This is a genomic window from Micromonospora sp. MP36 (assembly GCF_008119785.1).
Lineage (GTDB): Bacteria > Actinomycetota > Actinomycetes > Mycobacteriales > Micromonosporaceae > Micromonospora.
In genome coordinates, this window is record NZ_VSFA01000001.1 from 15,485 (window position 1) to 38,661 (window position 23,177).

The window sequence follows — 23,177 nt, forward strand, 5'->3', positions numbered from 1 at the left end:
GACGAAGCGCCCGGGACATCCCGGGCGCTTCGTCGTATCCGTAGCCAATCCGGTCAGCAGGGGCCGTAGCCCTCGTCGAAGAGGCGGCGGGCCCAGTCCGCGTACCCGGCGATGATCTTCCGGACCGTGCTGCGGTCGTGGAGGAAGAGGTATGCCCGGTCGCCGTCGCGGGCGAGCAGCCCGTCGAAGCGGTGCGTCCCCTGTGGCGCGGTCAGGTCGACCGCCGCCGGGTACCGCGCGCGCACCTCGCTGATCGGCGTGCCGACGGTGATCCCCTCGGGGGTGCTCATCGGGTCGTCGAACCAGAGCAGGACCAGGCGGTCGTCGACGAAGATCGGGCTGACCGATTCGTGCCCGGCCAGCGTCGGCCCGCACGCCGCCACGTCGGTACGCAGCACCCCGCGCCGGGTCAGTTCCTGCTCGGTGACGCCGAACTCGGCGTCGTGCAGCCCGTCGAGCCCGACCACCTCGGCGGCCCCGACCGGGCGGGCCGATACGTCCGCCCCTTGTGGACGGACGCCGCTGCCGGCGATCGACGCGGCCGCCATCAGCGCGGCGATGAATCCGAATTGTCGCAGTCTCATGCGCTCCCCCAGTCCCCAACGGGACCGGGGCGCGGAGGTTGCTGGTGCGGCTCGGATTGCCGCAGTTCCCACTCTTCGGCCAGGTCGTCCCAGTAGTCGGCGGACAGGCCACGCCGGCCGTGCGCCAGCCAGCCGGAAGTGTCGCGCTCCAGGTGCAGGCCCAGCTCGGCGAACGGGTCGATCCAGGGTCCCGGCTCGGCGCCGAGCCGGGTGAGTGCCGCATTGATCGGCCACTCGGTGCGGGGCCGGTCGAGGGTGTCGTCGAAGCACGGCCCCCAGCTCACCGCGCCGCCCAGCCAGACCACCGCCGACTGGTGACCCAGCCCGCCAGCGAACGCCGCCTCCAGGTACGCCACCGGCCCCTGCCGTGACCAGCGGGCCAGCAATCCGGTGAGGGCCGGCGAGAGGACGAGCTGGAACGGCTGCGCCGCGGACGGTTCGTCGGTGCGGAAGTCGGGCAGCCCGCCGGTCAGCTCCGCCACGAGCTGCGGGGTGACCGGCAGCAGCGCGAAGTCCTGGCGGAGCGCGGCGAGCACCGCGTGGTCCAGGTCGGCGGTCTGCTCGCGGAGCAGCTCGACGTCGGCGACGACCGCGCTGAGCTCGTAACTCATCCGATCCTCTCGGCGTCCACAGGCTGTGGATAGAACATGTGTGCGACGGGCGGTCAGTCGGCGGGCGGCGGGGCGTCGGTCATCGGGAAGGCCATCACCGTGGCGCCCACCCGGACCGTACCGGGGGCGTGCGGGGGCCGGGCGGCGTCGTGCAGTTCGGTCATGATCGCGTGCAGCCGGCGCCGGGCCGCCTCCCACTCCTCGGGGGCGACCCAGAGTTCGGCGTCGATGGTCACGCCGGCCGCATCCGGGGCCCGGTGTGCCACCCGGTCCAGCAGGTTGCGGGCCAGCGACTCGGCGAGCAGCGCCTGCCCCTCCTGCTGGTCGGTGAGCCGCGGGCCGCGTACCGCGCGGTAGCGGCGCTCCCGGCCGCCGCGCCGGCTACGCACGTCGGCCAGTTCCACCAGGCCGGCGGCGTCCAGCCGGCGCAGGTGCTGGCTGGCCAGGGCGTGCGAGATCGCCAGTTCCCGGGCGAGCGCCGCGGCGGAGAGCGGTGCGCTCCACAGCAGCGACAGCATGCGCAGTCGTACCGGATGGGCCAGCGCGCGCAGGCGCGGATCGGTGCTGCTCACGGCCGCCATTGAACCGCATCGGGTGGCCGTGCCCACCCCCAAGCATTGACTTGGGGGTGGCGCGCGGCCAGAATCGGGCGACATGAGCTGGGGTACGGCAGGGGTGCTGCGCAACCGTCCCGCCGGCCTCTACCTGGGCGCCGTGCTGGTCTCTGGCTTCGGCACGGCGGCGATGCTGTTGGTGGCCGCGATCTGGGTCAAGGAGCTGACCGGATCGAGCAGCCTGGCCGGCCTGGTCACCCTCGGCGTCTGGGGGCCCACCCTGGTCGGCCCGCTGATCGGCGTGCTCGCCGACCGGTTCCGTCGCCGGCCCCTGCTGATCGCCCTGCACGTCGCGATGGCGGTGCTGCTGCCGGTGCTGCTGCTGGTGGACTCCGCCGCCCGGGTCTGGCTGATCTTCGTGGTGATGCTCGCGTACGGGGTCAGCTTCGTCCTGATCGACTCGGCCGAGGCGGCGCTGGTGCCCGCCGTGGTCCCCGGCGAACTGCTCGGCGACTTCAACGGGCTGCGGTCGACCGTCAACGAGGGGATGAAGCTGCTCGCCCCGCTGACCGGCGCGGCCCTGTTCGCCGCGTACGGCGGGCCCCCGGTGGTGCTGCTCGACGTGGCCACCTTCGCCCTCGCCGCGCTCGCCCTCACCCTGATCCGGGTACGCGAGGCACCACCGCCCCCGCCGGAGCGCTGGGGGCGGCAGCTCGCCGACGGGCTGGGGCACCTGCGCCGGCACGCCCCACTGCGGCGCCTCGTCACCTGCGCCGGCGCCACCATGCTGCTGATGGGCGTCAACGGCACCGTCGCGTACGCCGTGGTGGACGCCGGCCTGCACCGACCGCCCGAGTTCAACGGCGTGCTCGCCCTGGTGCAGGGCGTGGGGTCGCTGGTCGGCGGGCTGGCCGCCGGGGCGCTGCTGCGCCGTCTCGGTGACCGGCGGCTGACCGCGGCGGCGGTGGCGGTCTTCGCCGCCGGCCTGGCGCTGCGCGCCGTGCCCGCCCTCGTCCCGGTGACCGTCGGCACCCTGGCCGTCGGGATCGGGGTGCCGCTGGTGCTGATCACCGTCTGGACCGCCGTGCAGCGTGAGACCCCGGGCGCGCTGGTCGGCCGGGTCGCCGCCACGGTCAACACGCTCACCTTCGGCCCCGGCACCGTCGCCGTCCTCGCCGCCGCCGGCCTGCTGGCGTTGGTCGACCACCGGGTGATCCTGCTGGTGGCGGCGGCCGGCGCGGGGCTGGTCGCCGGCTGGGCACTGCGCGGCGGCGCTCGCCCGGCCGCCCCCGCACCCGGCCTGCCCACCTCGGCCCCGGCCGCTGCGGTGAGTGACCGGAGCTGAGGAGCCCGGCCGAGGGGCCGGCCGGGCAAACGCCGAAGGGCCGGCCCCGAGCGGGGCCGGCCCTTGCGTCAACGGCGGAGGATACGAGATTCGAACTCGTGAGGGTGTTAACCCAACACGCTTTCCAAGCGTGCGCCCTAGGCCTCTAGGCGAATCCTCCGCGAGCCAGGATACAGGTCTCCGTCGGGCGGGCCACCCCACCACCCCCTGGAGATCGCCTCGGAGTCGGGTACGCTTGGGGCACCTCCCGTGCGGCGGTATCTCGTGAACCTCCCCAGGGCCGGAAGGCAGCAAGGATAAGCGGGCTCTGCCGGGTGCACGGGAGGCCTTTCTGTCTCCGGGTGCCGGTAACGTCCCTGCGGGTCAGGTCACGGGGTGGTGGTTGGTCACCCCCGCCCGACCGGCGCAGAATGGCTCGGTCGAGAGGAGGCGGGACGGGTGGCACTGGCTCTTTACCGCAAGTACCGGCCCCGTACGTTCGCCGAGGTCATCGGTCAGGAGCACGTCACCGAGCCGCTGTCGCAGGCGCTGCGCAGCGGGCGGCTGAACCACGCGTACCTCTTCTCCGGCCCCCGGGGTTGCGGCAAGACCTCCAGCGCCCGCATCCTGGCCCGCTCGCTCAACTGTGAGCAGGGTCCCACGCCCGAGCCCTGCGGCCAGTGTGAGTCCTGCCGCTCGCTGGCCACCGACGGGGCCGGCTCGATCGACGTCATCGAGATCGACGCGGCCAGCCACGGCGGCGTCGACGACGCCCGCGAGCTGCGCGAGAAGGCGTTCTTCGCCCCGGCCCGCAGTCGCTTCAAGATCTATGTCATCGACGAGGCGCACATGGTCTCGTCGGCCGGCTTCAACGCCCTGCTCAAACTGGTCGAGGAGCCCCCGGAGTACGTCAAGTTCATCTTCGCCACCACGGAGCCGGAGAAGGTCCTCGGCACGATCAAGTCACGGACCCACCACTACCCGTTCCGGCTGATCCCGCCCAAGGTGCTGCGCCCCTACCTGGAGCAGCTGACCGAGGCCGAGGGGGTCAAGGTCGAGCCGGCGGTCTTCCCGCTGGTGGTGCGCGCCGGTGGCGGCAGCGCCCGGGACAGCCTCTCCGTGCTCGACCAGCTCATCGCGGGCGCCGGCCCGGAGGGGGTCAGCTACGCCCGGGCCGCCGCACTGCTCGGCGTCACCGACTCCGCACTGATCGACGAGATGTGCGACGCGCTCGCCGCCGGCGACGGCGCGGCGGCGTACGCCACCGTCGACCGGGTCGCCGAGGCCGGCCACGACCCGCGCCGGTTCGCCTCGGACCTGCTGGAGCGGCTGCGTGACCTGATCGTCATGCAGCAGGTGCCGGACGCCGCCGCCAAGGGCCTGATCGACGGTCCCTCGGACCAGATCGAGCGGATGGCCGCCCAGGCCCAGCGGCTCGGCCAGGCCACCCTGTCCCGGTGCGCCGACATCGTGCACAACGGCCTGGTCGAGATGCGTGGCACGACCGCGCCCCGGCTGCTGCTGGAGCTGATCTGCGCGCGGATGCTGCTGCCCGGCGTGGACGACTCCACCGGCGGCCTGCTCCAGCGCCTCGAACGGATGGAGCGCCGACTCACCCTGGGCGGCGCCGAACTGCCGTCGGCCGCCGCCGGCCCCGCGCCGGTCGCCCCCGCCCCGGAGGTACGCCCCGAGCCGCCCGCCCCGGCCGCGGCTGCCGCCGCGCTCGACCCGGAGACCGCCGGCACGCCGGCGGCTGCCGGTGCCCCGTCCGGGGTGGCCGCCGCACGGGCCGCCGCCGCGGCGGCCGGGACCCGGTCCGCGACCACCCCGGGCGTGACCGACCCGGCTGCGGGCACCCCGCCGACCCCTGCCGTTGGCCCGGTGTCCGGAAGCCCCGCCCGCCGTCCGGCACCGGCCTCGGCGGTGATGTCTGACCCGGCCACCCCCGAGCCGCCGCGTCCCGGCTCCGCCCCGGCCGGCGCGCTGGACGCCGTCGCCGTACGCCGGGTCTGGCCCGAGGTGGTCGGCAAGGTCAACCGGACCAACAAGCGGATCGCCGCGCTGATGCGCGACGCGGTGGTCCGCGAGCTGGACGGCGACACCCTGGTGCTGACCGTGAAGTCGACGGTGCTGGCCAGGATGATGGCCGACCACGCCGCGGTGCTCACCGACGCGCTCTACGAGGAGCTGGGCGGCCGCTGGCAGATCCGCTGCGAGGTGGCCGGTGAGCGGGGTGCCGCCTCGCTCGGCGGCCCGGCGCGTCCCGCCGCCCCCACCCGGCCGGCGCCCGCCGGGCAGCCCGACGCTTCGACAGGTCCGGCCGGCGCCCACGGGAGCCGGTCTGGCGGCTCGGCGGGTTCGGGCGGTGGTTCGGCAGGTCGGCCCGCCGGTCCGGGTGGTGCTTCGTCCGGCGGCGTTCGGTCGGATGCCGGCGGCGCCGCGATCGCTGCCGGTGCACGGAACGGAACCGGTGCCTCCCCGGCCGGGGCGGCCCGCGAGGCCGGTGGCGGTCGTGGTGGCGCCGCCGAGGCAGCTGGCGACGACGAGGACTGGCCCGAGCCGGCCCAGCCCGGCGGGGCCGAGGAGGACTGGCCGGAGGCGGCCCGCCCCGGCGGTGCCGCGACCGCCACCGGCGCGGACGACTGGCCCGAGCCGGCCCGGCCGGGGGGCGCCACGACCACCGGGACGGCGGCTCCCGCCGTCCCCAAGCCGGCTGGTCCGCCGCCGACGCCGCCGCAGCCTGCGGCGGGTGCGGCCGGCGGTGCACCGGCGAGCAGCGCGGTCGCGGCAGCCCGGGCGGCTGCGGCCGGTGGCGCGCCGGTGAGCAGCGCGATCGCGGCGGCCCGGGCGGCCGCGGCGGCCGCGGCGAGTGGCGGGCCCGGCAAGGGAGCCCGCACGGCGCAGCCCAAGACCGCGGACGCCGACTGGGCGGGTGAACCGCCCTACGACCCGGACTACGACGGGCCGGTGGCCGGTCGCGCGGCGGCCGCGGCTCCCGCCTACGAGGGCTTCGACCCCGGTGACGAGCCGCTGGACGACGTGATCGACGAGCGGACCGCCCGGCAGTCCAGCGAGGAGCAGGCGGTGCAGCTGCTCCGGGAGGCGTTCGGCGCGGAGAAGATCGACGAGGTGGACGCGCGCTGAGCGCGGGTCGACCGCCGAGGAGCAGTGCCGCCACCCGACTAGGCTGGGCGCGGCCGAGTAGACGAGTGCGAGAAGGAGCCATCCGTGCGCCCAGGTGGACAGCCGAACATGCAGCAGATGCTGAAGCAGGCGCAGAAGATGCAGCAGCAGATCGCCAAGGCTCAGGCCGAGCTGGCCGAGGCGGAGCTGACCGGCACCGCGGGCGGTGGCCTGGTCACCGCCACCGTCGCCGGCACCGGTGAGCTGAAGGCGATCAAGATCGACCCGAAGGCGGTCGACCCGGAGGACGTGGAGACCCTGGAGGACCTGGTCGTCGCCGCGGTGCACAACGCCGCCGAGGCGGCCCGGGAGCTGACCGAGAAGAAGATGGGTCCGGTCGCGGGCGGGATGGGCGGCCTCGGCCTGCCCGGGTTCTGAGCCGGCAGATGTACGAGGGTGCCATCCAGGACCTGATCGACGAGCTGGGCCGGCTGCCGGGCGTGGGCCCGAAGAGCGCCCAGCGGATCGCGTTCCACGTCCTGTCGGCGGATCCGGCCGACGTGAACCGGCTGGCCGGTGCGCTGCGCAAGGTCAAGGAGCTGGTGCGGTTCTGCACCACCTGCTTCAACGTGGCCGAGTCGGAGCAGTGCCGGATCTGCCGAGACCCGCGGCGTACCGACGAGGTGCTCTGCGTGGTGGAGGAGCCGAAGGACGTGGTGGCGATCGAGCGGACCGGTGAGTTCCGCGGCCGCTACCACGTGCTGGGCGGGGCGATCAACCCGCTGGAGGGGATCGGCCCGGACAACCTGCGGATCCGCGAGCTGATGACCCGGCTCGGCGGGGGCGCGGTCCGGGAGTTGATCCTCGCCACCGACCCGAACACCGAGGGCGAGGCGACCGCGACGTACCTGGCGTTGATGGTCAAGCCGATGGGGATCGCGGTGACCCGGCTGGCGAGCGGCCTGCCGGTCGGTGGCGACCTGGAGTACGCCGACGAGATCACCCTCGGCCGGGCGTTCGAGGGCCGCCGGGCGGTCTGAGCGCCCGCGCCCCGCGTGGTGCTGCGTGCGTGGGCCCTGCGGGGGACGCGACAAGGCCGTTGCGACGCTACGAACTTGATGACGTGAACGAGTCAGCCGGCCGACGGGCGGGCGATCCATCCACGTCATCAAGTTCGTAGGCACCGGAGGAGTGGACCGCAACCCCTCGCCCGGGGCGGAGTCATGCGCGCGGGCGCGGTAGCCCGGCCTCGTGGTCCTCGCCGAGTCCAGCCCCGTCGCCATCGCCCGCAGGTATTCGCGAGTCCAGCTCCGGGCGGCACCGATGGTGCGATACCCGGAATGTGGGACGAGAGCCGTTCAGCACCGCGCCGGGCGATGGGGCCGATTTGCAGGGATACGCCCGATCCCATCATCTGCTCGCGACTGTGACAGTCCTGTTTGTCGCGAGATCGGTCCCTGTCAGACCGGCCGCTTGGTGTCGGCTTGATAGAGATTGCCTAACGGGCGTTCCGCTTCTGTGTGTCGTGTCATAGCCTCCCGCACACAGACTGAGCCACAACTTCGGCGTGGACAGGCGCATGACAGAGGTGAGAGATGCAGGCGAGCAGGCGTAAAGCGGCCGTGGCCCTCGCGGCCGCAGCCGCTCTGGCGGTCGGGGCGTCCGGCTGCGCCAAGAGCGAGCGCGACGGTGACAGCGGCGGGGCCAAGACTGGCGGCACCTTCGTCTTCGCGGGTGCCAGCAACCCGAAGAACTTCGACCCGATCTTCAATGACGACGGTGAGTCGTTCCGGCCGATCCGCCAGATGTACGACACGCTCATCCAGAACAAGCCGGGCACGGCCGACCTGCAGGGCGCGCTGGCGGAGAGTTGGGAGCACGACGCCGAGGGCAAGGTCTGGACCTTCCACCTCCGCAAGGGCGTCAAGTTCCACGACGGCACCGCCTTCAACGCCGCCGCGGTCTGCTTCAACTTCGACCGCTGGTACAACATGAAGGGCGCCGCCGCCCAGGCGAACATGATCTACTACATGGACGTCTTCGGCGGGTTCGCGAAGAACGAGAGCGAGAACGCCGGCAAGGCGGTCTACAACAAGTGCGAGGCCAAGGACGACAACACCGCCGTCCTCACCCTCAACCAGTACAAGGGCGCCTTCCCCGGTGCCTTCGCGCTGACCGCACTCTCGATCGCCAGCCCCGAGGCGCTGAAGAAGTACGACGCCGACACGGTCAAGCAGAACGGCGATTCCTTCGAGTACAGCGCGTTCGCCAGCGAGCACCCGGTCGGCACCGGCCCGTTCACCTTCGGTGGCTGGGACAAGGCCAAGGGCGAGATCACCCTGAACCGGAACCCCGACTACTGGGGTGAGAAGGCCAAGGTCGACAAGCTGATCATCAAGGTCATCCCGGACGAGAACACCCGCAAGCAGGAGCTGCGGGCCGGCACCGTTCAGGGCATCGACTTCCCGGCCCCGGCCGACCGTAAGGCGCTGGAGGGTGAGGGCTTCAACGTCATCAACCGCCCGGCGTTCAACGTCCTCTACCTGGGCATCAACCAGAAGAACCCGAAGCTGAAGGACCTGCGGGTGCGTCAGGCCATCGCCTACGCCCTCAACCGTCAGCAGCTCGTCCAGACCAAGGGCCCGGGCGGCACCAAGGTCGCCGACGAGTTCATGCCGGACACCGTGCTCGGCTACGCGCCGGACGTGCAGAAGTACGACTACAACCCGGAGAAGGCCAAGCAGCTCCTCAAGGAGGCGGGCGCCGAGGGTCTGACGCTCAACTTCTACTACCCGACCGACGTCTCCCGGCCGTACATGCCGAACCCGCAGGAGATCTTCACCGTCCTCGCCAACGACCTGCAGGCCGTCGGCATCAAGGTCAACGGTGTGCCGCGCCCGTGGAACGGTGGCTTCAAGGACGACGTGCAGACCTTCGGCAAGCAGGACCTGCACATCCTCGGCTGGACCGGTGACTACAACGACCCGGGCAACTTCGTCGGGACGTTCTTCGGCCGGGCCAAGAACGAGTTCGGCGACCAGGGGATGACCGAGATGTTCGACGCCATCACCAAGGCCGACGGCACGGTCGACGAGGCCGGCAAGAAGGCCGCCTGGGAGCAGGTCAACCGCGACATCGCCGCCAAGTGGCTGCCGGCCGTGCCGGTCTGGCACGCCCCGCCGGCCATCGTGGTCACCAAGGACGTCAAGGGCCTGATCGCCAGCCCGCTGACCGACGAGCGGTTCAACACGGTCAGCGTCGGCTGACGCTCCACTGACGCCGTACGCGGAATCGGCCCGGGCCGGGCTTCCCCCGGCCCGGGCCGACCCGCAGTTACCGAGAATCTGGTGTGTGAGAGATGTTGCGAGTCATAGTCCGCCGCCTGCTCCAGCTGGTGGTGACGTTGATAGCGCTGTCAGCGCTGATCTTCATCTGGTTGCGGAACCTGCCCGGCGGCCCGGTCGATGCGCTGCTCGGCGAGCGGGCCACCCCCGAGACGCGCGCCCTGCTGACCAAGGCCCTCGGCTACGACCAGCCGATCCTGGTGCAGTACGCCAAGTTCATGCAGCGGGTGCTGACCGGCGACTTCGGCAACTCCATCCGGACCGGCGAACCGGTGACGGAGGTGATCGGCCGCGCCTTCCCGGCCACCATCGAGCTGGCCCTGGCCGCTATGATCATCGCTATCGGACTCGGCGTCCCGCTCGGCTATCTCGCCGCCCGATACCGGGGTCGCCTGCTGGACAACCTGAGCATCGCTGGCACCCTGCTCGGCATCTCGATCCCGATCTTCTTCCTGGGCTACCTGCTCAAGGACGTCTTCACCCAGAACATCCACTGGTTCCCGCCCTCCGGGCGGCTCAGCACCGGCCTGGACAACACCAACGTCACCGGCTTCTTCGTCCTTGACGGACTGCTCACCCGGGAGTTCGACGCCACCGCGGACGCGCTGTGGCACCTGATCCTGCCGGCGTTCACCCTGGCCACCATCCCGCTGGCGGTGATCGTCCGGATGACCCGGGCCAGCGTGCTGGACGTGCTCAACGAGGACTACGTCCGCACGGCCGAGGCGAAGGGCCTGCGGCACAAGACCATCCGGGGCCGGCACATCCTGCGCAACGCCCTGCTGCCCGTGGTCACCATCATCGGCCTGCAGACCGGCGCGCTGCTCTCCGGCGCGGTGCTCACCGAGAAGGTCTACAACTGGGGCGGCCTGGGCACGCTGATCACGGACTCGATCAGCGGCGGCCGCGACTACCCGGTGCTCCAGGCGCTGATCCTGCTGGCCGCGCTGGTCTTCGTGGTGGTCAACCTCCTGGTCGACCTCTCCTACGCCGTCATCGACCCGAGGGTGCGTGTGCGGTGAGCGAGCGAATCATCAGGCACAGTCTGGCGGAGCCTCATGCTGCCGCCGAGCGAAGCGAGGTGGCCGCATGAGCGACCCGATCACCCGGCCCGGGGTGGCCGCCCCCCGTGACGGCGCCGACCCAACCGGCACCGGCGAACGGCCGGCGAGCGCGACCGAGCGCGGCATCGGCCGGCTCGGCGACCGGAAGAAGGCGCGGCTGGACGAACTGGCCCGGGCGAGCGCCGACAAGGGCGGCGTGAGCCTCGTCCGGGACGCCTTTCGCCGGCTGCGGCGTAACCCGGTCGCTATGTTCGGCGCGGCCATCGTCGCGGTGTTCATCCTAGTGGCGATCTTCGCGCCGCTGCTCGCGCCACACGACCCGGCGCAGCGCTTCGACGAGCTCACGAAGAACCTCACCGTCGACAGCATCCCCGGGGCCAGCAGCGGGTTTCCCCTCGGGTCGGACCCGCTCGGCCGGGACTTCCTGTCCCGCCTGATCTACGGCAGCCGGCAGACCCTCTTCGTCGGCGTGCTCGCCACGCTGATCGGGCTGGCCCTGGGGGTGCTGATCGGTGCCGTCGCCGGCGCCTTCGGCGGCTGGATCGACAACATCCTGATGCGCTTCACCGACGTGATGCTGGCCCTGCCGGCGCTGCTGCTGGCGATCAGCCTGGTCGCCATGGCCAGCAAGTCGAGCCAGTGGACGGTGATCCTCGCGGTGGCCATCGTCAACGTGCCGATCTTCGCCCGGCTGCTGCGCGGCTCGATGCTGGCCCAGCGGGAGAGCGACCACGTGCTGGCCGCCCGGGCGCTCGGCGTGAAGCAACGGTCCATCGTGCTGCGGCACATGCTGCCCAACGCGATGACCGCGGTGATCGTGCAGGCCACACTGACCCTCTCCACCGCGATCCTGGAGGCCGCCTCGCTCTCCTTCCTCGGTCTCGGCGACCCGGACATCAACCGGGCCGAGTGGGGCCTGATGCTCGGTGTGGACGGCGTCCGCTACTTCGAGGTGCGGCCCGAGCTGGCCTACTACCCGGCGTTGGCGATCATCGTGGTCGCGCTCGGCTTCACCCTGCTGGGTGAGGGGATGCGCGAGGCGATCGACCCGAAGAACCGGCGGTGACGGCGATGCGTGGGACCAGCACGACCGCCACCGATCGGCGAGAGGAAGTGACCCGATGAGCCTGCTCGACGTACGCGATCTGAGCGTGGTGTTCCAGCGTCGCGGTGAGCGGCCCTTCACCGCGGTCGACAAGGTCAGCTTCAGCGTGGAGCCGGGGCAGACCGTGGGCCTGGTCGGCGAGTCCGGCTGCGGCAAGAGCGTGACCAGCCTGGCGATCATGGGCCTGCTGCCCCGGCGGGGCAACAAGGTCACCGGGGAAGTGTTCTTCGACGGCGCCGACCTGCTCCAGCTCCGTCCGGACGACATGCGGGACCGGCGCGGCCGGGACATCGGCATGATTTTCCAGGACCCGCTCTCCTCGCTGAACCCGGTCGTGCCGATCGGCGTCCAGGTGGCGGAGGTGCTCGAGCGGCACCGCGGCATGGACCGCAAGGCGGCGCTGAAGGAGGCCCGGGAGCTGCTCGACGCGGTCGGCATCCCCGACCCGACCCGGCGGCTCAAGGAGTATCCGCACCAGATCTCCGGCGGCATGCGGCAGCGCGCCCTGATCGCCATCGCGCTGGCCTGCAAGCCGCGGCTGCTGATCGCCGACGAGCCGACCACCGCGCTGGACGTGACCATCCAGGCGCAGATCCTCACCCTGCTCAAGCAGCTCGTCGACGAGACCGGCACCGCGCTCATCATGATCACGCACGACCTGGGCGTGGTGGCCGGCCTCTGCGACACGGTCAACGTGCTCTACGGCGGCAAGGTGGTCGAGCGGGCCGCCCGGCACGAGCTGTTCGCCCGGCCGCGACACCCGTACACGCGCGGGCTGCTCGACTCGGTGCCGCGGCTGGACGCGCCGCGGGGCGAGCGGCTGCACGCCATCCGCGGCTCGGTGGCCGACAACATCCCGTGGGCCGAGGGGTGCGCCTTCGCCCCCCGCTGCGACAACGTGGTGGACGCCTGCCTGGAGGGGACGCCTCCGCTCGAACCCACCGCGACCGGCGGCGACCTGCGCTGCAACAACCCCGTTTCCGAGGAGGTGGCGGTGCCGTGACCGAGCGGACCGGACCACTGGTCGAACTGCGCGACGTCAAGGTCCACTTCCCGATCAAGAGCGGCGTGCTGATCGACCGCACCGTCGGCTACGTGTACGCCGTCGACGGCGTCTCACTGTCGATCAACAAGGGTGAGACGTACGGCCTGGTGGGTGAGTCGGGGTGTGGCAAGTCCACGCTCGGCCGGGGCCTGTTGCGGCTGGTCGAACCGACCGCCGGGGAGATCGTCTTCGACGGCACCGACATCCGCTCGCTCAAGGGCGAGACGATGCGCCGGGCCCGCCGCCGGATGCAGATGATCTTCCAGGACCCGCTGTCCAGCCTGGACCCGCGGCAGTCGGTGGAGTCGCTGCTGGTCGAGGGGCTCAGGGCGCACGGCCTGGCCGGCGACAAGGCGGCCACGGCCAAGAAGCTGCGGGAGGCGCTGGCCGCGGTCGGCCTGCCCGCCTCCGCGCTGAGCAAGTACCCGCACGAGTTCTCCGGCGGCCAGCGGCAGCGGATCGGCATCGCCCGGGCGCTGGTGCTCGACCCAGACCTGATCGTCGCCGACGAGCCGGTGTCCGCGCTGGACGTGTCGATCCAGGCGCAGGTGCTCAACCTGCTGGAGGACCTGCAGAACGAGCGCGGCCTGACGTACCTGATCATCGCCCACGACCTGGCGGTGGTCCGGCACATCGCCGACACGGTCGGCGTGATGTACCTCGGTGGCCTGGTGGAGGAGGCGTCCAGTGACGACCTCTACCGCGAGCCGATGCACCCGTACACCAGGGCGCTGATGTCGGCGGTGCCGGTGCCGGACCCGGTGACGGAGGACCGCCGCGAGCGGATCCTGCTCGCCGGTGACCTGCCCTCGCCGAGCAACCCGCCGGCCGGCTGCCGGTTCCACACCCGCTGCCCGTGGGCCCAGCCGACCCGCTGCGCCGAGGAGCGGCCGGCGCTGCGCGAGGTGCTCAGCGGACACCGGGTGGCCTGCCACTACGCCGAGGACATCGCCGCCGGCCGGATCCGGCCGCACGAGGTGGAGCCGGAACTGGTCCGGCCGGACGAGGGCGCGGCGCCGGGCGACCCCGGCGAGCTGATCCCGACCCCGTGATCACGGCACGAGGCCCCTTCCCCGGACGGGGAAGGGGCCTCGTCGTCGGTGCGGTCAGCCCTCTGGGCGGTTGAGCAGGGCCACCGCGATGGTGTGCACGGTGTCCAGCCCGGCCGGGTCGGCGAGCGGGGCCCGGCCACCGGTCACCGCGTACCACTCGTCGGCGTCCTTGTACTGCACGGACAGGGTGACCTGGCCGTCGGCCTGTGCGGTGCGAAGGGTCAGCTCGCCGGTCACCACGCCGACCTCGTCGGTCATCACCCCGCCGGGCCCGGCGGTGATGTCGGTGACCCGCTGCTGCGGCCCGGCCGGCGCGCCACCGGTCGGAGTGCCCGGGACGGTGTCGGCGGACATGCCCGCCCCGGAGACGTCGGCGGGAGCGGACGGAGCGCCGTCCGCGGACATCCCGGCCGCGGCCGGCCCGGTCGCCGAACCCTCACTCATGCCGGCACTCCGCTCCGCTGCGTGCCGTCATGAGGCACCAGCGCACTGCAATGATGATTCGCTCGCTGACGCTCGCTCATGCCGGCACTCCGCTCCGCTGCGTGCCGTCATGAGGCACCAGCGCACTGCAATGATGATTCGCTCGCTGACGCTCGCTCATTTGCAGCCCTCCAACATGTCGGTGAGGGCGGCCTTCTCGGCGGTGGTCACCGTCAGCCGCCAGTAGTGCTTGACCGTTACCCAGTCAGCGGCGTACTGGCACCAGTAAGACCGGTTCGCCGGCTTCCACTGGGACGGGTCCTGGTCACCCTTTGCCCGATTGGAGCGCGCGGAAACCGCCACGAGCTGCGGCCGGGTCAGGTCGTTGGCGAAGTCGCCGCGCTTCGAGTCGTCCCACTTGTCCGCGCCCGAGCGCCAGGCGTTGGCCAGCGGCACCACGTGGTCGATGTCCACGTCGGTCGGGTCGGTCAGGACCTGCCCGTCGTACCGGCTCTCCCACTGGCCGCCGACCACGTTGCACCCGGAGAGCTCGATGCTCTCCCCGTCCCGCTGCAGCACGCTGTCCCGCACGTCGCAGTTCTTGCCGGTGTCCCGCCAGTGCGGGAAGCGGGCCCGGCTGTAGCCCTTCATCGACCCGGCGGCGGCGACCGTCAACTGATCCAGTTGCTGGATGACGTTGCCGGCGTCGCTCGGCGTCGCCTCCGGCTCGTCGACCACCGGCACGCAACCCGCCGCGCCGAGGGCGAGCATCGCGGCGGCCGCGGCCGCCAGCCCGGCCCGAACTCCTGCTCTCGTACGCACAGACGACACCTCTCCAGCTTGCGGGCTCCCGGCGAGTCCGCACAGTACCCCGGGAAGGGTTTCTGTGATTAGTGACGCCGGGCGATGGTGCCGGGCAGAGTGGATACCCATGACGGCACCCGCTCCCGCGCTCCGGATCAACACCGCCGCCGGGCGCGGCACCCTGCTCGCTGCGGTCCTCGCCTCCGGGATGGTGTTCCTGGACGCCACGGTGGTCAACGTGGCGCTGCCCCGGCTCGGCGCGGAGCTCAAGGCCACCGTGGCCGATCTCCAGTGGACCGTCAACGGCTACCTGCTGGTGCTGGCCGCGTTCGTGCTGCTCGGCGGCGCGCTCGGCGACCGGTTCGGCCGGCGGCGGGTCTTCCTGCTCGGCGTGGTCTGGTTCGCGGCGGCGTCCGTGCTCTGCGGACTGTCCCAGGGCACCGGCTGGCTGATCGTGGCCCGGTTCCTGCAGGGCGCCGGCGGGGCGCTGCTCACCCCCGGCTCCCTCTCCGTGCTCCAGTCCAGCTTCCACCCGGACGACCGGGGACGGGCGATCGGCACCTGGTCCGGGCTCTCCGGCGTCTCGACGGCGCTCGGCCCGTTCCTCGGCGGGTGGCTGATCGACGCGCTCTCCTGGCGGTGGATCTTCTTCATCAACCTGCCGCTGGCGGTGGCGGTGGTGCTCGCCACGCTCCGCTGGGTGCCGGAGAGCCGGGACGTGGACGTGTCGCGTACCGGGGCGGGACGGCGGTTCGACGTCGTCGGGGCGTTGCTCGGCGCGCTGGCCCTGGGCGGCGTCACGTACGCCCTGATCGACGCCCGGACGGGCGGCGCCGCCTCCCCCGCGGTGCTGGCGGCGGTGCTGGTCGGGGTGCTCGCCGCGGTGGTCTTCGTGCTGTTCGAACGGCGGCGCGGGGAGGCCGCGATGCTGCCCACCGGGCTCTTCACCAGCCGGCTCTTCTCGGTGCTGAACGTCTACACCGTGGTCGTGTACGCGGCCCTCGGCGGCTTCACCTTCTTCCTCTCCGTCTATCTGCAGAACGGGGTGGGCTGGTCGGCGATGCTCACCGGGCTGGCCACCGTGCCGGTGACGGCGTCGCTGCTGATCGGCTCGCCCCGGGCCGGGGCGCTGTCCGCCCGGATCGGTCCCCGGCTGCCGCTCACCGTCGGCCCGGTGATCGCCGCGGTCGGCCTGGTGCTGCTGCGACGGATCCGGCCGGGCGCGTCGTACTGGGTGGATGTGCTGCCCGGGGTGGTCCTGTTCGGCGTGGGCCTGACCCTGGTGGTGGCCCCGCTGACCGCGTCGGTGCTGGCGGCGGTGGCGGACCGGTTCGCCGGGGTGGCGAGCGGTTTCAACAACGCCGCCTCGCGGGTCGGGAACCTGCTGGCGGTGGCCGCGCTGCCGTTGGTCGTCGGCCTCTCCGGCACGGGGTACGAGCAGAAGGGCGCGCTGGCCGGCGCGTTCCGCGGGGCGATGCTCTGGTGTGCCGGCCTGCTGCTGGTCGGGGCCGCGATGGCCGGGCTGCTGATCCACCGCCCGGCCCGGAAGGCGCCCGGCGCCCAGCCCTGCCCCTCGCTGCCCGCCTCGACCCCGCCCGACAAGCGGTAGGGCGGCGCCCGGCACCGGGCCGGGCGCCGCCGGGCGACTCAGGCGCGGGCGCGGTTGACCGCGCTGGTGACCGCCTTCACCGAGGCGGTCACGATGTTCGGGTCCACCCCGACGCCCCAGACCGTGCGGCCGTCCACCTCGCACTCCACGTACGCGGCGGCCTGCGCGTCCCCGCCGGAGGAGAGCGCGTGCTCGTGGTAGTCGAGCACCCGTACCGCCACGCCCAGGGACTGCAACGCGTTGACGTACGCGTCGATCGGGCCGTTGCCGACCGCGGTGAGCGGGTGGACCTCGCCGCCGAAGCCCACCTGGGCCTCGATCTCGACCTTGCCGTCGGCGGTGCCGATGGCGTAGCTGGTCAGGGCGACCGCCGGGTCGACCTGGTGGTCGACCAGGTAGTTGCGGGCGAAGATCTCCCACATGGTGCCCGGCTCGACCTCGCCGCCGTCGTGGTCGGTGACCTGCTGGACCACGCCGGAGAACTCGATCTGGAGGCGGCGCGGCAGGTCGAGCTGGTGCTCGCTCTTCATGATGTACGCGACGCCGCCCTTGCCGGACTGCGAGTTGACCCGGATGACCGCCTCGTAGGTGCGGCCCAGGTCCTTGGGGTCGATCGGCAGGTACGGCACGGCCCAGGTGAACTCGTCCACCGGCACGCCGGCCGCGGCGGCGTCGACGTGCAGGGCGTCGAAGCCCTTCTTGATCGCGTCCTGGTGGGAGCCGGAGAAGGCGGTGTAGACCAGGTCGCCGGCGTACGGGTGCCGCTCGTGCACCGGCAGCTGGTTGCAGTATTCGACGGCCCGCTTGATCTCGTCGATGTTCGAGAAGTCGATCATCGGGTCGATGCCCTGGGAGAACAGGTTCAGCCCCAGCGTCACCAGGTCGACGTTGCCGGTGCGCTCGCCGTTGCCGAACAGGCAGCCCTCGATCCGGTCGGCGCCGGCCAGCAGGCCCAGCTCGGCGGCGGCCACGCCGGTGCCCCGGTCGTTGTGCGGGTGCAGGCTCAGCACCAGGCTGTCCCGGCGGGGCAGGTGCCGGTGCATCCACTCGATCGAGTCGGCGTAGACGTTCGGCATGGCCATCTCGACGGTGGCCGGCAGGTTGACGATCAGCTTCCGGTCCGGGGTCGGGTCGACCACCTCGATGACCTTGGCGCACACCTCGAGGGCGTACTCCAGCTCGGTGCCGGTGTACGACTCCGGCGAGTACTCGTAGTGGATGTCGGTGTCCGGGGTGTGGATCTCCGCGTACTTCTGGCAGAGCCGGGCGCCGGTGGTGGCGATGTCGGTGATGCCGTCCCGGTCGAGGCCGAAGACCACCCGCCGCTGCAGCGTCGAGGTCGAGTTGTAGAAGTGCACGATGGCCCGGCGGGCGCCGCGCAGCGACTCGAAGGTCCGGTCGATCAGGTGCTCCCGGCACTGGGTGAGCACCTGGATCGTGACGTCCTCCGGGATCAGGTCCTGCTCGATCAGCTGCCGGACGAAGTCGTAGTCGGTCTGGCTGGCCGACGGGAAGCCGACCTCGATCTCCTTGTAGCCCATCTGCACCAGCAGCTGGAACATCCGGCGCTTGCGCTCCGGCGACATCGGGTCGATCAGCGCCTGGTTGCCGTCGCGCAGGTCCACCGCGCACCAGCGCGGCGCGGCGTCGACCCGGCGGGTCGGCCAGGTGCGGTCCGGCAGATCGAGGCGGAACTGCTGGTGGTACGGCAGGTAACGGTGGACCGGCATCCGGCTGGGGCGCTGCCGGGCGATCGGATCGGTTTCAGCGTCGGTGGCGATTTCAGCCATCTCGGAGTGCTCCCTGGAACATGTGGCGTCAGCAGATCGGAAGGTGTCGGCGGGATGCCGGGCGACGTTGCCGGGCGGTGCCGCGAGAAAGCTCGGATGTGCTGGACGGCGCGGTTCAACTCCGCGACGAGGTGCCGGCCGGTCAGGCCTCGTCGCGGCAGCCAAGGAGAAGGTGCGCCTGCCACATGACAAGGTGACCCTACGTGATCACGTGGCCCGGTGGTAGCTGGGTCCGTCATGTGAGACGAGGATCCCAGTCGCCGTCGGTGCCAGGCCAGAGCGTCGGTGCTCGCGCTCGCGGGCGCATCCAGGATCGCTCGACGCCCGCGAGGCCCTGATCAACCCGGCACGCGGGTGGGCTCGTCGGCCCCTGGTCCGGTCGCGGCAGGGGCGTCCGATCCGATCGGCTCGGCGACCGTCGCGGTCTCGCCGAGGCGGGGGCGGCGGTCCGCCCAGCCGACCAGCGGCACCGCCGCCACCGCGGCGACGGCGAACAGCGCGGCCATCGGGAACCAGCCCCAGCCGCCGGTGGTCACCCCGAGCGCGGTCAACCCGGCCGGACCGGCCAGGTACTGGAGCTGCCCGCCGAGCCGGAACGCGCCGACGTACGCGCCCCGGTGCGCGGCCGGCGGCAGGGTGCTGGTGATCCCTCAGGCCCCGGCCGACTGGACCAGCTCGGCGAGGGTGAGCACCACCGCCGCCGCCACCAGCACCACGATCGTCAGCACCCCGCCGGTCACCGCCGAGATCGGCAGGACCGGGCAGAACAGGGCGATCAACAGGCCGCCGACGCGTAGCGCCCGACCGGCGCCGGCCACCGTGTCGGCGCCCCGGCTGGCGCGTACCTGGAGCAGCACCGCGAGGATCGTGTTGAGCAGCACCAGCGCCGCGATCAGGGTGCGCGGGGCGTCGGTGTGGCTGAGCACCCAGAGCGGCAGCACCACCAGGTAGAGCGTGCCGTGCGCGCCGAGCAGGCCGGACAGCAGGGACACCGCCATGAACGGCCGGTCGCGCAGCACGGCGAAGCGGCTGGGCCCCGCAGCCGGTGCGGCGGCGACCGGCACCCGCGGCAGCCGGTACACGAAGACCGCGGTGACCAGCAGCATCGCCGCGTTGAACCAGACCATCCCCTGGTACGCGGCGAGCGTGTCCACGGCCAGCACCACGCCGCTGATCGCCGCGCCCAGCCCGAAGCCGACATTGAGCGCCGAGCGCTGGTAGGCCAGCGCGGTCACCCGGTCCTCCGGGCGCAGCACGTTGATCGAGTAGACCTGCCGGGCCACCCCGGTGGTCGCGTCCACCACGGCCAGCGCGACCACCACGGCCAGGAACCCGGCGAAGCCGCCCACGAACGGGTACGCCCCGAAGAGCGCCGCCTCGGCCACCAGCCCGATCTGCCACACCCGCTGCGTGCCGTACCGGTCGGTGACCGCGCCGAGCGGGACCGTGCCGAGCAGGGACACCCCGGCGGCCAGCGAGAGCCCGAGCCCGACCTGGGTCGGGCTGAGCCCGAGCGCCCGGGTGAAGAAGACCGCACTGCCGGCCTGGAAGAGGCCGTGGCCGGTCGCGTACACCATGGCCTGCACGGCCAGGGCGCGGGTCAGGCCGGCCGGTGGTACGACGTGCCGGACGGCGGTGCGGATGGTGTCCCTGGCCCCCATGGCCGTCGAGCAAACCGTGCCCCCGTCGCCCGGTCGACCCATTTAAGGCTGAGCCGAATCTCCAGCGGATACCGCAGCCTTGCCAGATAGTGCTTGATCCTGGATCGAGTGGCATCCAGGTCCCGTCGAGGCCACTACTTTCTGGATCGAGCGCGGGGCCGGGGGCGGGGCTCAGCGGAGGAGCAGGGCGGCGAGGGGTTGGCGGCGGCGCAGGCCGGTCTCCCGGGCGCGCAGCTCCGCCGGGAGCGCGTACGGGTCGCCGAGACGGCCGACGGCCGCCACCACCAGCGGCCGGATCCCGGGCGCGAGGTCCAGTTCGGCGGCGAGACCGGCCCGGTCGAAGCGGGTGAGCTGGTGCACGTGCAGGCCGAGCGCGCTGGCCTGCACGGTCAGGTGGGCGACCGCCTGACCGAGGTCGTACGCGGCCCGTTCCGGCTCGCCGCCGGTGTGCGCGCCGACCACCAGCGCGGCGGCGTGCCGCGCCCAGGTCTGGTCGCTCGCGGGGAGGCTGATCAGGATCCGCTTCCAGGTCTCGTCCTGCCGGTGCCCCAGGGCGAATCGCCACGGCTGCGCGTTCCCGGCGGAGGGCGCCCAGCGGGCGGCCTCCAGCAGGGAGGCGGCTTCGTCGCCGGTGAGCTCCGCGTTCGGGTCGAAGGCCCGGGGACTCCAGCGGAAGGCGAGCAGCGGTGTGAGATCGGCCATGGGTGGAGCATCCCGGACGGTGCTCCGGCTCGCTCGGGCGGGCCGGTCAGATGTGGCTAAGAGCACCCGTAACGGACAATGGGGTCAGGGCGTTTCCGGGCTCGGGCTGTCGGTGGGCGACCCGGCGTCGAGCGGCTCGTCCTCGGTCACCGGGCCGGCCAACCGCACGGTCGCCGGGGCCGGGCCGGGCTCGCCGGCCAGCTTCAGGGTGCCGAAGGCGGCCCGGACCGCGGTCGGGGTGCCGTCCGGCCGGTAGCAGTAGATGCCCACGTCCAGCGGGGCGTTCAGCGACGCGGACGTCGAGTCCACCGAGTAGCACTGGCCGCTGATCCCGGCCGGCGGGGTGGCCGGTGACACCGCGAGCGGCGCCCGCCGGTCGGTGAGCACCTCCAGCCAGTCGGTGAACGGGTGCTGCACGCGGACGTCCAGCTTCCGGGGCACGGCGTCGTCCGGGTCGCCGAGGCGTACGCAGCTCGCCGCCTCCGGGCGGCCGGCCGAGGGCAGCGCGCACTGGAACAGCCCGTCGGCGGTGCCGGCGAGCGACACGTCGACCGTGCCGCCACGCCCCCAACCGGGCACGTCCACCCGCCAGGTGCCGTCGTTCGCGCTGGTCACCGAGACCGTCCGGGCCGCGCCGTCCGCGCCGGTCCAGGTGTACGTGGCGGTGAGGTGCCGGTCCTGGGCGGCCGCCGCGAGCGCGGCCAGCTCGTCGCGGGCCCCGTCCACCTCCGCCGGCGCCGGGTCGCCGGTGCTGGCCGGGGCGGGCTCCGACGGGTCGGCGGTGCAGGCGGCCAGCAGCGCCGGCAGGACGATCGCCAGGGCGCCGGTCAGCAGGCGGGCCGCGCGGAGATGAGCGTGCACCGGGACATTCTGCGGTGCCGACCCGGGTCCCGGGGGCCCGCCGCGCGGCTCTTCCGTCGGCGTGTCGCGACGCCCGCCGGCGGTGCGTCCGACCCTGGTGAGCCGCCCCACCCTGGGCCGGATGGTGGGATCACCCGGCCCGGTGCCGGGCGCCGCCCGATACCCTGGGGAGGTCTGACACGCGCCGCCGGACCGGAACCCGGCGGCGCCGGCACGCTCAGGGTCGTCGCTGGGAGGGAGTGCACCGTCGTGGCACTCGTGGTGCAGAAGTACGGCGGGTCCTCCGTCGCCAACGCCGAGCGGATCAAGCGGGTGGCCGAGCGCATCGTGGCCGCCCGCAAGGCCGGCGACGACGTGGTCGTGGTGGTCTCCGCGATGGGGGACACCACCGATGAGCTGCTCGACCTGGCCAACCAGGTCAGCCCGCTGCCACCCGGTCGCGAGCTGGACATGCTGCTCACCGCCGGGGAGCGGATCTCCATGGCGCTGCTCGCCATGGCCATCCACAACCTCGGGTACGAAGCCCGCTCGTTCACCGGCTCGCAGGCCGGCGTGATCACCACCTCGGTGCACGGCAGGGCGCGGATCATCGACGTCACCCCGGGCCGCCTCAAGGGCGCGCTGGACGAGGGCTCGGTGGTCATCGTGGCCGGCTTCCAGGGCGTCTCGCAGGACACCAAGGACGTCACCACGCTGGGCCGGGGCGGGTCGGACACCACCGCCGTGGCGCTCGCCGCCGCACTCGACGCGGACGTCTGCGAGATCTACACCGACGTGGACGGCGTGTTCAGCGCCGACCCGCGGATCGTGCCCAACGCCCGGCACATCAAGCACATCACCTACGAGGAGATGCTGGAGCTGGCCGCCTGCGGCGCCAAGGTGCTGCACCTGCGCAGCGTCGAGTACGCCCGGCGTGCGGGGTTGCCGATCCACGTCCGTTCGTCATACTCGACCAACACCGGCACGATGGTCACCGGATCGATGGAGGACCTTCCTGTGGAACAGGCACTGATCACCGGGGTCGCCCACGACCGCAGCGAAGCGAAGATCACCATCGTCGGGGTGCCCGACGAGCCGGGTGCCGCCGCGCGGATCTTCGACACCGTGGCCGGGGCCGAGATCAACATCGACATGATCGTGCAGAACGTGTCCACCGAGGGCACCGGCCGCACGGACATCTCGTTCACCCTGCCGAAGACCGACGGCCCGACCGCGATGGCCGCGCTCAGCAAGATCCAGGACGTGGTCAAGTTCAAGGGCCTGCTCTACGACGACCACGTCGGCAAGGTCTCCCTGATCGGCGCCGGCATGCGCTCGCACCCGGGCGTCGCGGCGGGCTTCTTCGCCGCCCTCGGCGCGGCCGGCGTGAACATCGAGATGATCTCCACCTCCGAGATTCGGGTCTCCGTGGTGTGTCGCGACACCGACCTCGACAAGGCGGTCCGGGCCATCCACGATGCCTTCGACCTGGGCGGCGAGTCCGAGGCCGTGGTCTACGCGGGCACCGGGCGGTAGCCGGCC

The 23,177-nt window shown here is 72.5% G+C and carries 21 protein-coding genes, 1 tRNA gene and 1 other RNA gene; 12 read left to right on the forward strand and 11 right to left on the reverse strand.

Translation table 11 applies throughout. The annotated features are described in order from the left end of the window. Positions 1 to 53: 53 nt before the first annotated feature. The 3 genes from FXF52_RS00085 to FXF52_RS00095 are packed head-to-tail and all read right to left on the reverse strand — an operon-like array spanning position 54 to position 1,767. Positions 54 to 548 (reverse strand): hypothetical protein, encoded by a 495-nt coding sequence (locus tag FXF52_RS00085; protein WP_187413294.1) that lies wholly within the window; start codon positions 546 to 548, stop codon positions 54 to 56. 32 nt (positions 549 to 580) lie between these two features. Next, positions 581 to 1,195: a hypothetical protein gene (locus tag FXF52_RS00090; protein WP_148793053.1), complete on the reverse strand. Its 615-nt coding sequence runs from the start codon at positions 1,193 to 1,195 to the stop codon at positions 581 to 583. A 53-nt stretch (positions 1,196 to 1,248) separates the two neighbouring features. Continuing rightward, on the reverse strand, positions 1,249 to 1,767 hold the full coding sequence (locus tag FXF52_RS00095) for a helix-turn-helix transcriptional regulator (protein ID WP_187413259.1): 519 nt from the start codon (positions 1,765 to 1,767) through the stop codon (positions 1,249 to 1,251). Between the two features lie 82 nt (positions 1,768 to 1,849). Between FXF52_RS00095 and FXF52_RS00100 the strand changes: the two genes are divergently transcribed. Next, a complete protein-coding gene (locus FXF52_RS00100; protein WP_148793055.1) occupies positions 1,850 to 3,094 on the forward strand; it encodes an MFS transporter in 1,245 nt (414 codons plus the stop codon). Positions 3,095 to 3,169: 75 nt separating this feature from the next. Here FXF52_RS00100 and FXF52_RS00105 read toward each other — a convergent pair. After that, positions 3,170 to 3,254 (reverse strand) — tRNA-Ser (locus FXF52_RS00105). A gap of 81 nt (positions 3,255 to 3,335) precedes the next feature. Here FXF52_RS00105 and ffs point away from each other — a divergent pair. The 9 genes from ffs (at position 3,336) to FXF52_RS00150 (ending at position 13,806) form a co-directional block, all read left to right on the forward strand. Next, positions 3,336 to 3,425, forward strand: an RNA gene (ffs, locus tag FXF52_RS00110) — signal recognition particle sRNA small type. A gap of 107 nt (positions 3,426 to 3,532) precedes the next feature. Continuing rightward, positions 3,533 to 6,217: a DNA polymerase III subunit gamma and tau gene (locus FXF52_RS00115; RefSeq protein WP_148793056.1), complete on the forward strand. Its 2,685-nt coding sequence runs from the start codon at positions 3,533 to 3,535 to the stop codon at positions 6,215 to 6,217. A gap of 108 nt (positions 6,218 to 6,325) precedes the next feature. After that, positions 6,326 to 6,634, forward strand: a complete 309-nt coding sequence (locus FXF52_RS00120) for a YbaB/EbfC family nucleoid-associated protein (protein WP_030502117.1) — start codon at positions 6,326 to 6,328, stop codon at positions 6,632 to 6,634. A gap of 8 nt (positions 6,635 to 6,642) precedes the next feature. Further along, on the forward strand, positions 6,643 to 7,236 hold the full coding sequence (gene recR / locus FXF52_RS00125; RefSeq protein WP_148793057.1) for a recombination mediator RecR: 594 nt from the start codon (positions 6,643 to 6,645) through the stop codon (positions 7,234 to 7,236). 555 nt (positions 7,237 to 7,791) lie between these two features. After that, on the forward strand, positions 7,792 to 9,462 hold the full coding sequence (locus FXF52_RS00130; RefSeq protein WP_148793058.1) for an ABC transporter substrate-binding protein: 1,671 nt from the start codon (positions 7,792 to 7,794) through the stop codon (positions 9,460 to 9,462). A gap of 92 nt (positions 9,463 to 9,554) precedes the next feature. After that, positions 9,555 to 10,562, forward strand: a complete 1,008-nt coding sequence (locus FXF52_RS00135) for an ABC transporter permease (protein WP_148793059.1) — start codon at positions 9,555 to 9,557, stop codon at positions 10,560 to 10,562. A gap of 67 nt (positions 10,563 to 10,629) precedes the next feature. Then, positions 10,630 to 11,670, forward strand: a complete 1,041-nt coding sequence (locus FXF52_RS00140) for an ABC transporter permease (RefSeq protein ID WP_148793060.1) — start codon at positions 10,630 to 10,632, stop codon at positions 11,668 to 11,670. 55 nt (positions 11,671 to 11,725) lie between these two features. Next, entirely contained in the window at positions 11,726 to 12,712 is a 987-nt protein-coding gene (locus FXF52_RS00145; protein WP_148793061.1) for an ABC transporter ATP-binding protein, read from the forward strand. Continuing rightward, the gene (locus tag FXF52_RS00150) at positions 12,709 to 13,806 is read left to right on the forward strand and encodes an ABC transporter ATP-binding protein (RefSeq protein WP_148793062.1); all 1,098 of its coding nucleotides are present in this window, start codon (positions 12,709 to 12,711) and stop codon (positions 13,804 to 13,806) included. Before FXF52_RS00145 ends, FXF52_RS00150 begins: the two co-directional genes overlap by 4 nt. A gap of 54 nt (positions 13,807 to 13,860) precedes the next feature. Here FXF52_RS00150 and FXF52_RS00155 read toward each other — a convergent pair whose 3' ends face one another. Further along, positions 13,861 to 14,250: a hypothetical protein gene (locus FXF52_RS00155; protein ID WP_148793063.1), complete on the reverse strand. Its 390-nt coding sequence runs from the start codon at positions 14,248 to 14,250 to the stop codon at positions 13,861 to 13,863. A gap of 156 nt (positions 14,251 to 14,406) precedes the next feature. After that, positions 14,407 to 15,000: an HNH endonuclease family protein gene (locus FXF52_RS00160; RefSeq protein ID WP_255471707.1), complete on the reverse strand. Its 594-nt coding sequence runs from the start codon at positions 14,998 to 15,000 to the stop codon at positions 14,407 to 14,409. Positions 15,001 to 15,160: 160 nt separating this feature from the next. Between FXF52_RS00160 and FXF52_RS00165 the strand changes: the two genes are divergently transcribed. Further along, entirely contained in the window at positions 15,161 to 16,642 is a 1,482-nt protein-coding gene (locus FXF52_RS00165; RefSeq protein WP_148793065.1) for an MFS transporter, read from the forward strand. 38 nt (positions 16,643 to 16,680) lie between these two features. Here the strand turns inward: FXF52_RS00165 and leuA are convergent, their stop codons facing one another. From leuA to FXF52_RS00190, 5 genes are all read right to left on the reverse strand, one after another. Further along, positions 16,681 to 18,432: a 2-isopropylmalate synthase gene (leuA, locus tag FXF52_RS00170; RefSeq protein ID WP_148793066.1), complete on the reverse strand. Its 1,752-nt coding sequence runs from the start codon at positions 18,430 to 18,432 to the stop codon at positions 16,681 to 16,683. A gap of 338 nt (positions 18,433 to 18,770) precedes the next feature. After that, entirely contained in the window at positions 18,771 to 18,983 is a 213-nt protein-coding gene (locus FXF52_RS00175) for a hypothetical protein (RefSeq protein WP_148793067.1), read from the reverse strand. Between the two features lie 99 nt (positions 18,984 to 19,082). Continuing rightward, positions 19,083 to 20,093: an MFS transporter gene (locus FXF52_RS00180; RefSeq protein WP_187413261.1), complete on the reverse strand. Its 1,011-nt coding sequence runs from the start codon at positions 20,091 to 20,093 to the stop codon at positions 19,083 to 19,085. 171 nt (positions 20,094 to 20,264) lie between these two features. Continuing rightward, positions 20,265 to 20,795, reverse strand: coding sequence for a nitroreductase family protein (locus FXF52_RS00185; RefSeq protein WP_148793069.1), 531 nt, complete (start codon positions 20,793 to 20,795; stop codon positions 20,265 to 20,267). Between the two features lie 84 nt (positions 20,796 to 20,879). Next, complete coding sequence (locus tag FXF52_RS00190) at positions 20,880 to 21,656, reverse strand: hypothetical protein (RefSeq protein WP_255471667.1); 777 nt, start codon at positions 21,654 to 21,656, stop codon at positions 20,880 to 20,882. 249 nt (positions 21,657 to 21,905) lie between these two features. Here FXF52_RS00190 and FXF52_RS00195 point away from each other — a divergent pair, with 249 nt between their 5' ends. Next, complete coding sequence (locus tag FXF52_RS00195; RefSeq protein ID WP_148793070.1) at positions 21,906 to 23,171, forward strand: aspartate kinase; 1,266 nt, start codon at positions 21,906 to 21,908, stop codon at positions 23,169 to 23,171. Positions 23,172 to 23,177 lie beyond the last annotated feature (6 nt).

Coding starts and splice junctions, on each gene's coding strand:
- FXF52_RS00085 (WP_187413294.1), bottom strand. CDS start 548: ATGGCGGCCGCGTCGATCGCCGGCAGCGGCGTCCGTCCACAAGGGGCG.
- FXF52_RS00090 (WP_148793053.1), bottom strand. CDS start 1,195: ATGAGTTACGAGCTCAGCGCGGTCGTCGCCGACGTCGAGCTGCTCCGC.
- FXF52_RS00100 (WP_148793055.1), top strand. CDS start 1,850: ATGAGCTGGGGTACGGCAGGGGTGCTGCGCAACCGTCCCGCCGGCCTC.
- FXF52_RS00120 (WP_030502117.1), top strand. CDS start 6,326: ATGCAGCAGATGCTGAAGCAGGCGCAGAAGATGCAGCAGCAGATCGCC.
- recR (WP_148793057.1), top strand. CDS start 6,643: ATGTACGAGGGTGCCATCCAGGACCTGATCGACGAGCTGGGCCGGCTG.
- FXF52_RS00130 (WP_148793058.1), top strand. CDS start 7,792: ATGCAGGCGAGCAGGCGTAAAGCGGCCGTGGCCCTCGCGGCCGCAGCC.
- FXF52_RS00135 (WP_148793059.1), top strand. CDS start 9,555: ATGTTGCGAGTCATAGTCCGCCGCCTGCTCCAGCTGGTGGTGACGTTG.
- FXF52_RS00140 (WP_148793060.1), top strand. CDS start 10,630: ATGAGCGACCCGATCACCCGGCCCGGGGTGGCCGCCCCCCGTGACGGC.
- FXF52_RS00145 (WP_148793061.1), top strand. CDS start 11,726: ATGAGCCTGCTCGACGTACGCGATCTGAGCGTGGTGTTCCAGCGTCGC.
- FXF52_RS00155 (WP_148793063.1), bottom strand. CDS start 14,250: ATGAGTGAGGGTTCGGCGACCGGGCCGGCCGCGGCCGGGATGTCCGCG.
- FXF52_RS00160 (WP_255471707.1), bottom strand. CDS start 15,000: ATGCTCGCCCTCGGCGCGGCGGGTTGCGTGCCGGTGGTCGACGAGCCG.
- FXF52_RS00165 (WP_148793065.1), top strand. CDS start 15,161: ATGACGGCACCCGCTCCCGCGCTCCGGATCAACACCGCCGCCGGGCGC.
- leuA (WP_148793066.1), bottom strand. CDS start 18,432: ATGGCTGAAATCGCCACCGACGCTGAAACCGATCCGATCGCCCGGCAG.
- FXF52_RS00180 (WP_187413261.1), bottom strand. CDS start 20,093: ATGGGGGCCAGGGACACCATCCGCACCGCCGTCCGGCACGTCGTACCA.
- FXF52_RS00185 (WP_148793069.1), bottom strand. CDS start 20,795: ATGGCCGATCTCACACCGCTGCTCGCCTTCCGCTGGAGTCCCCGGGCC.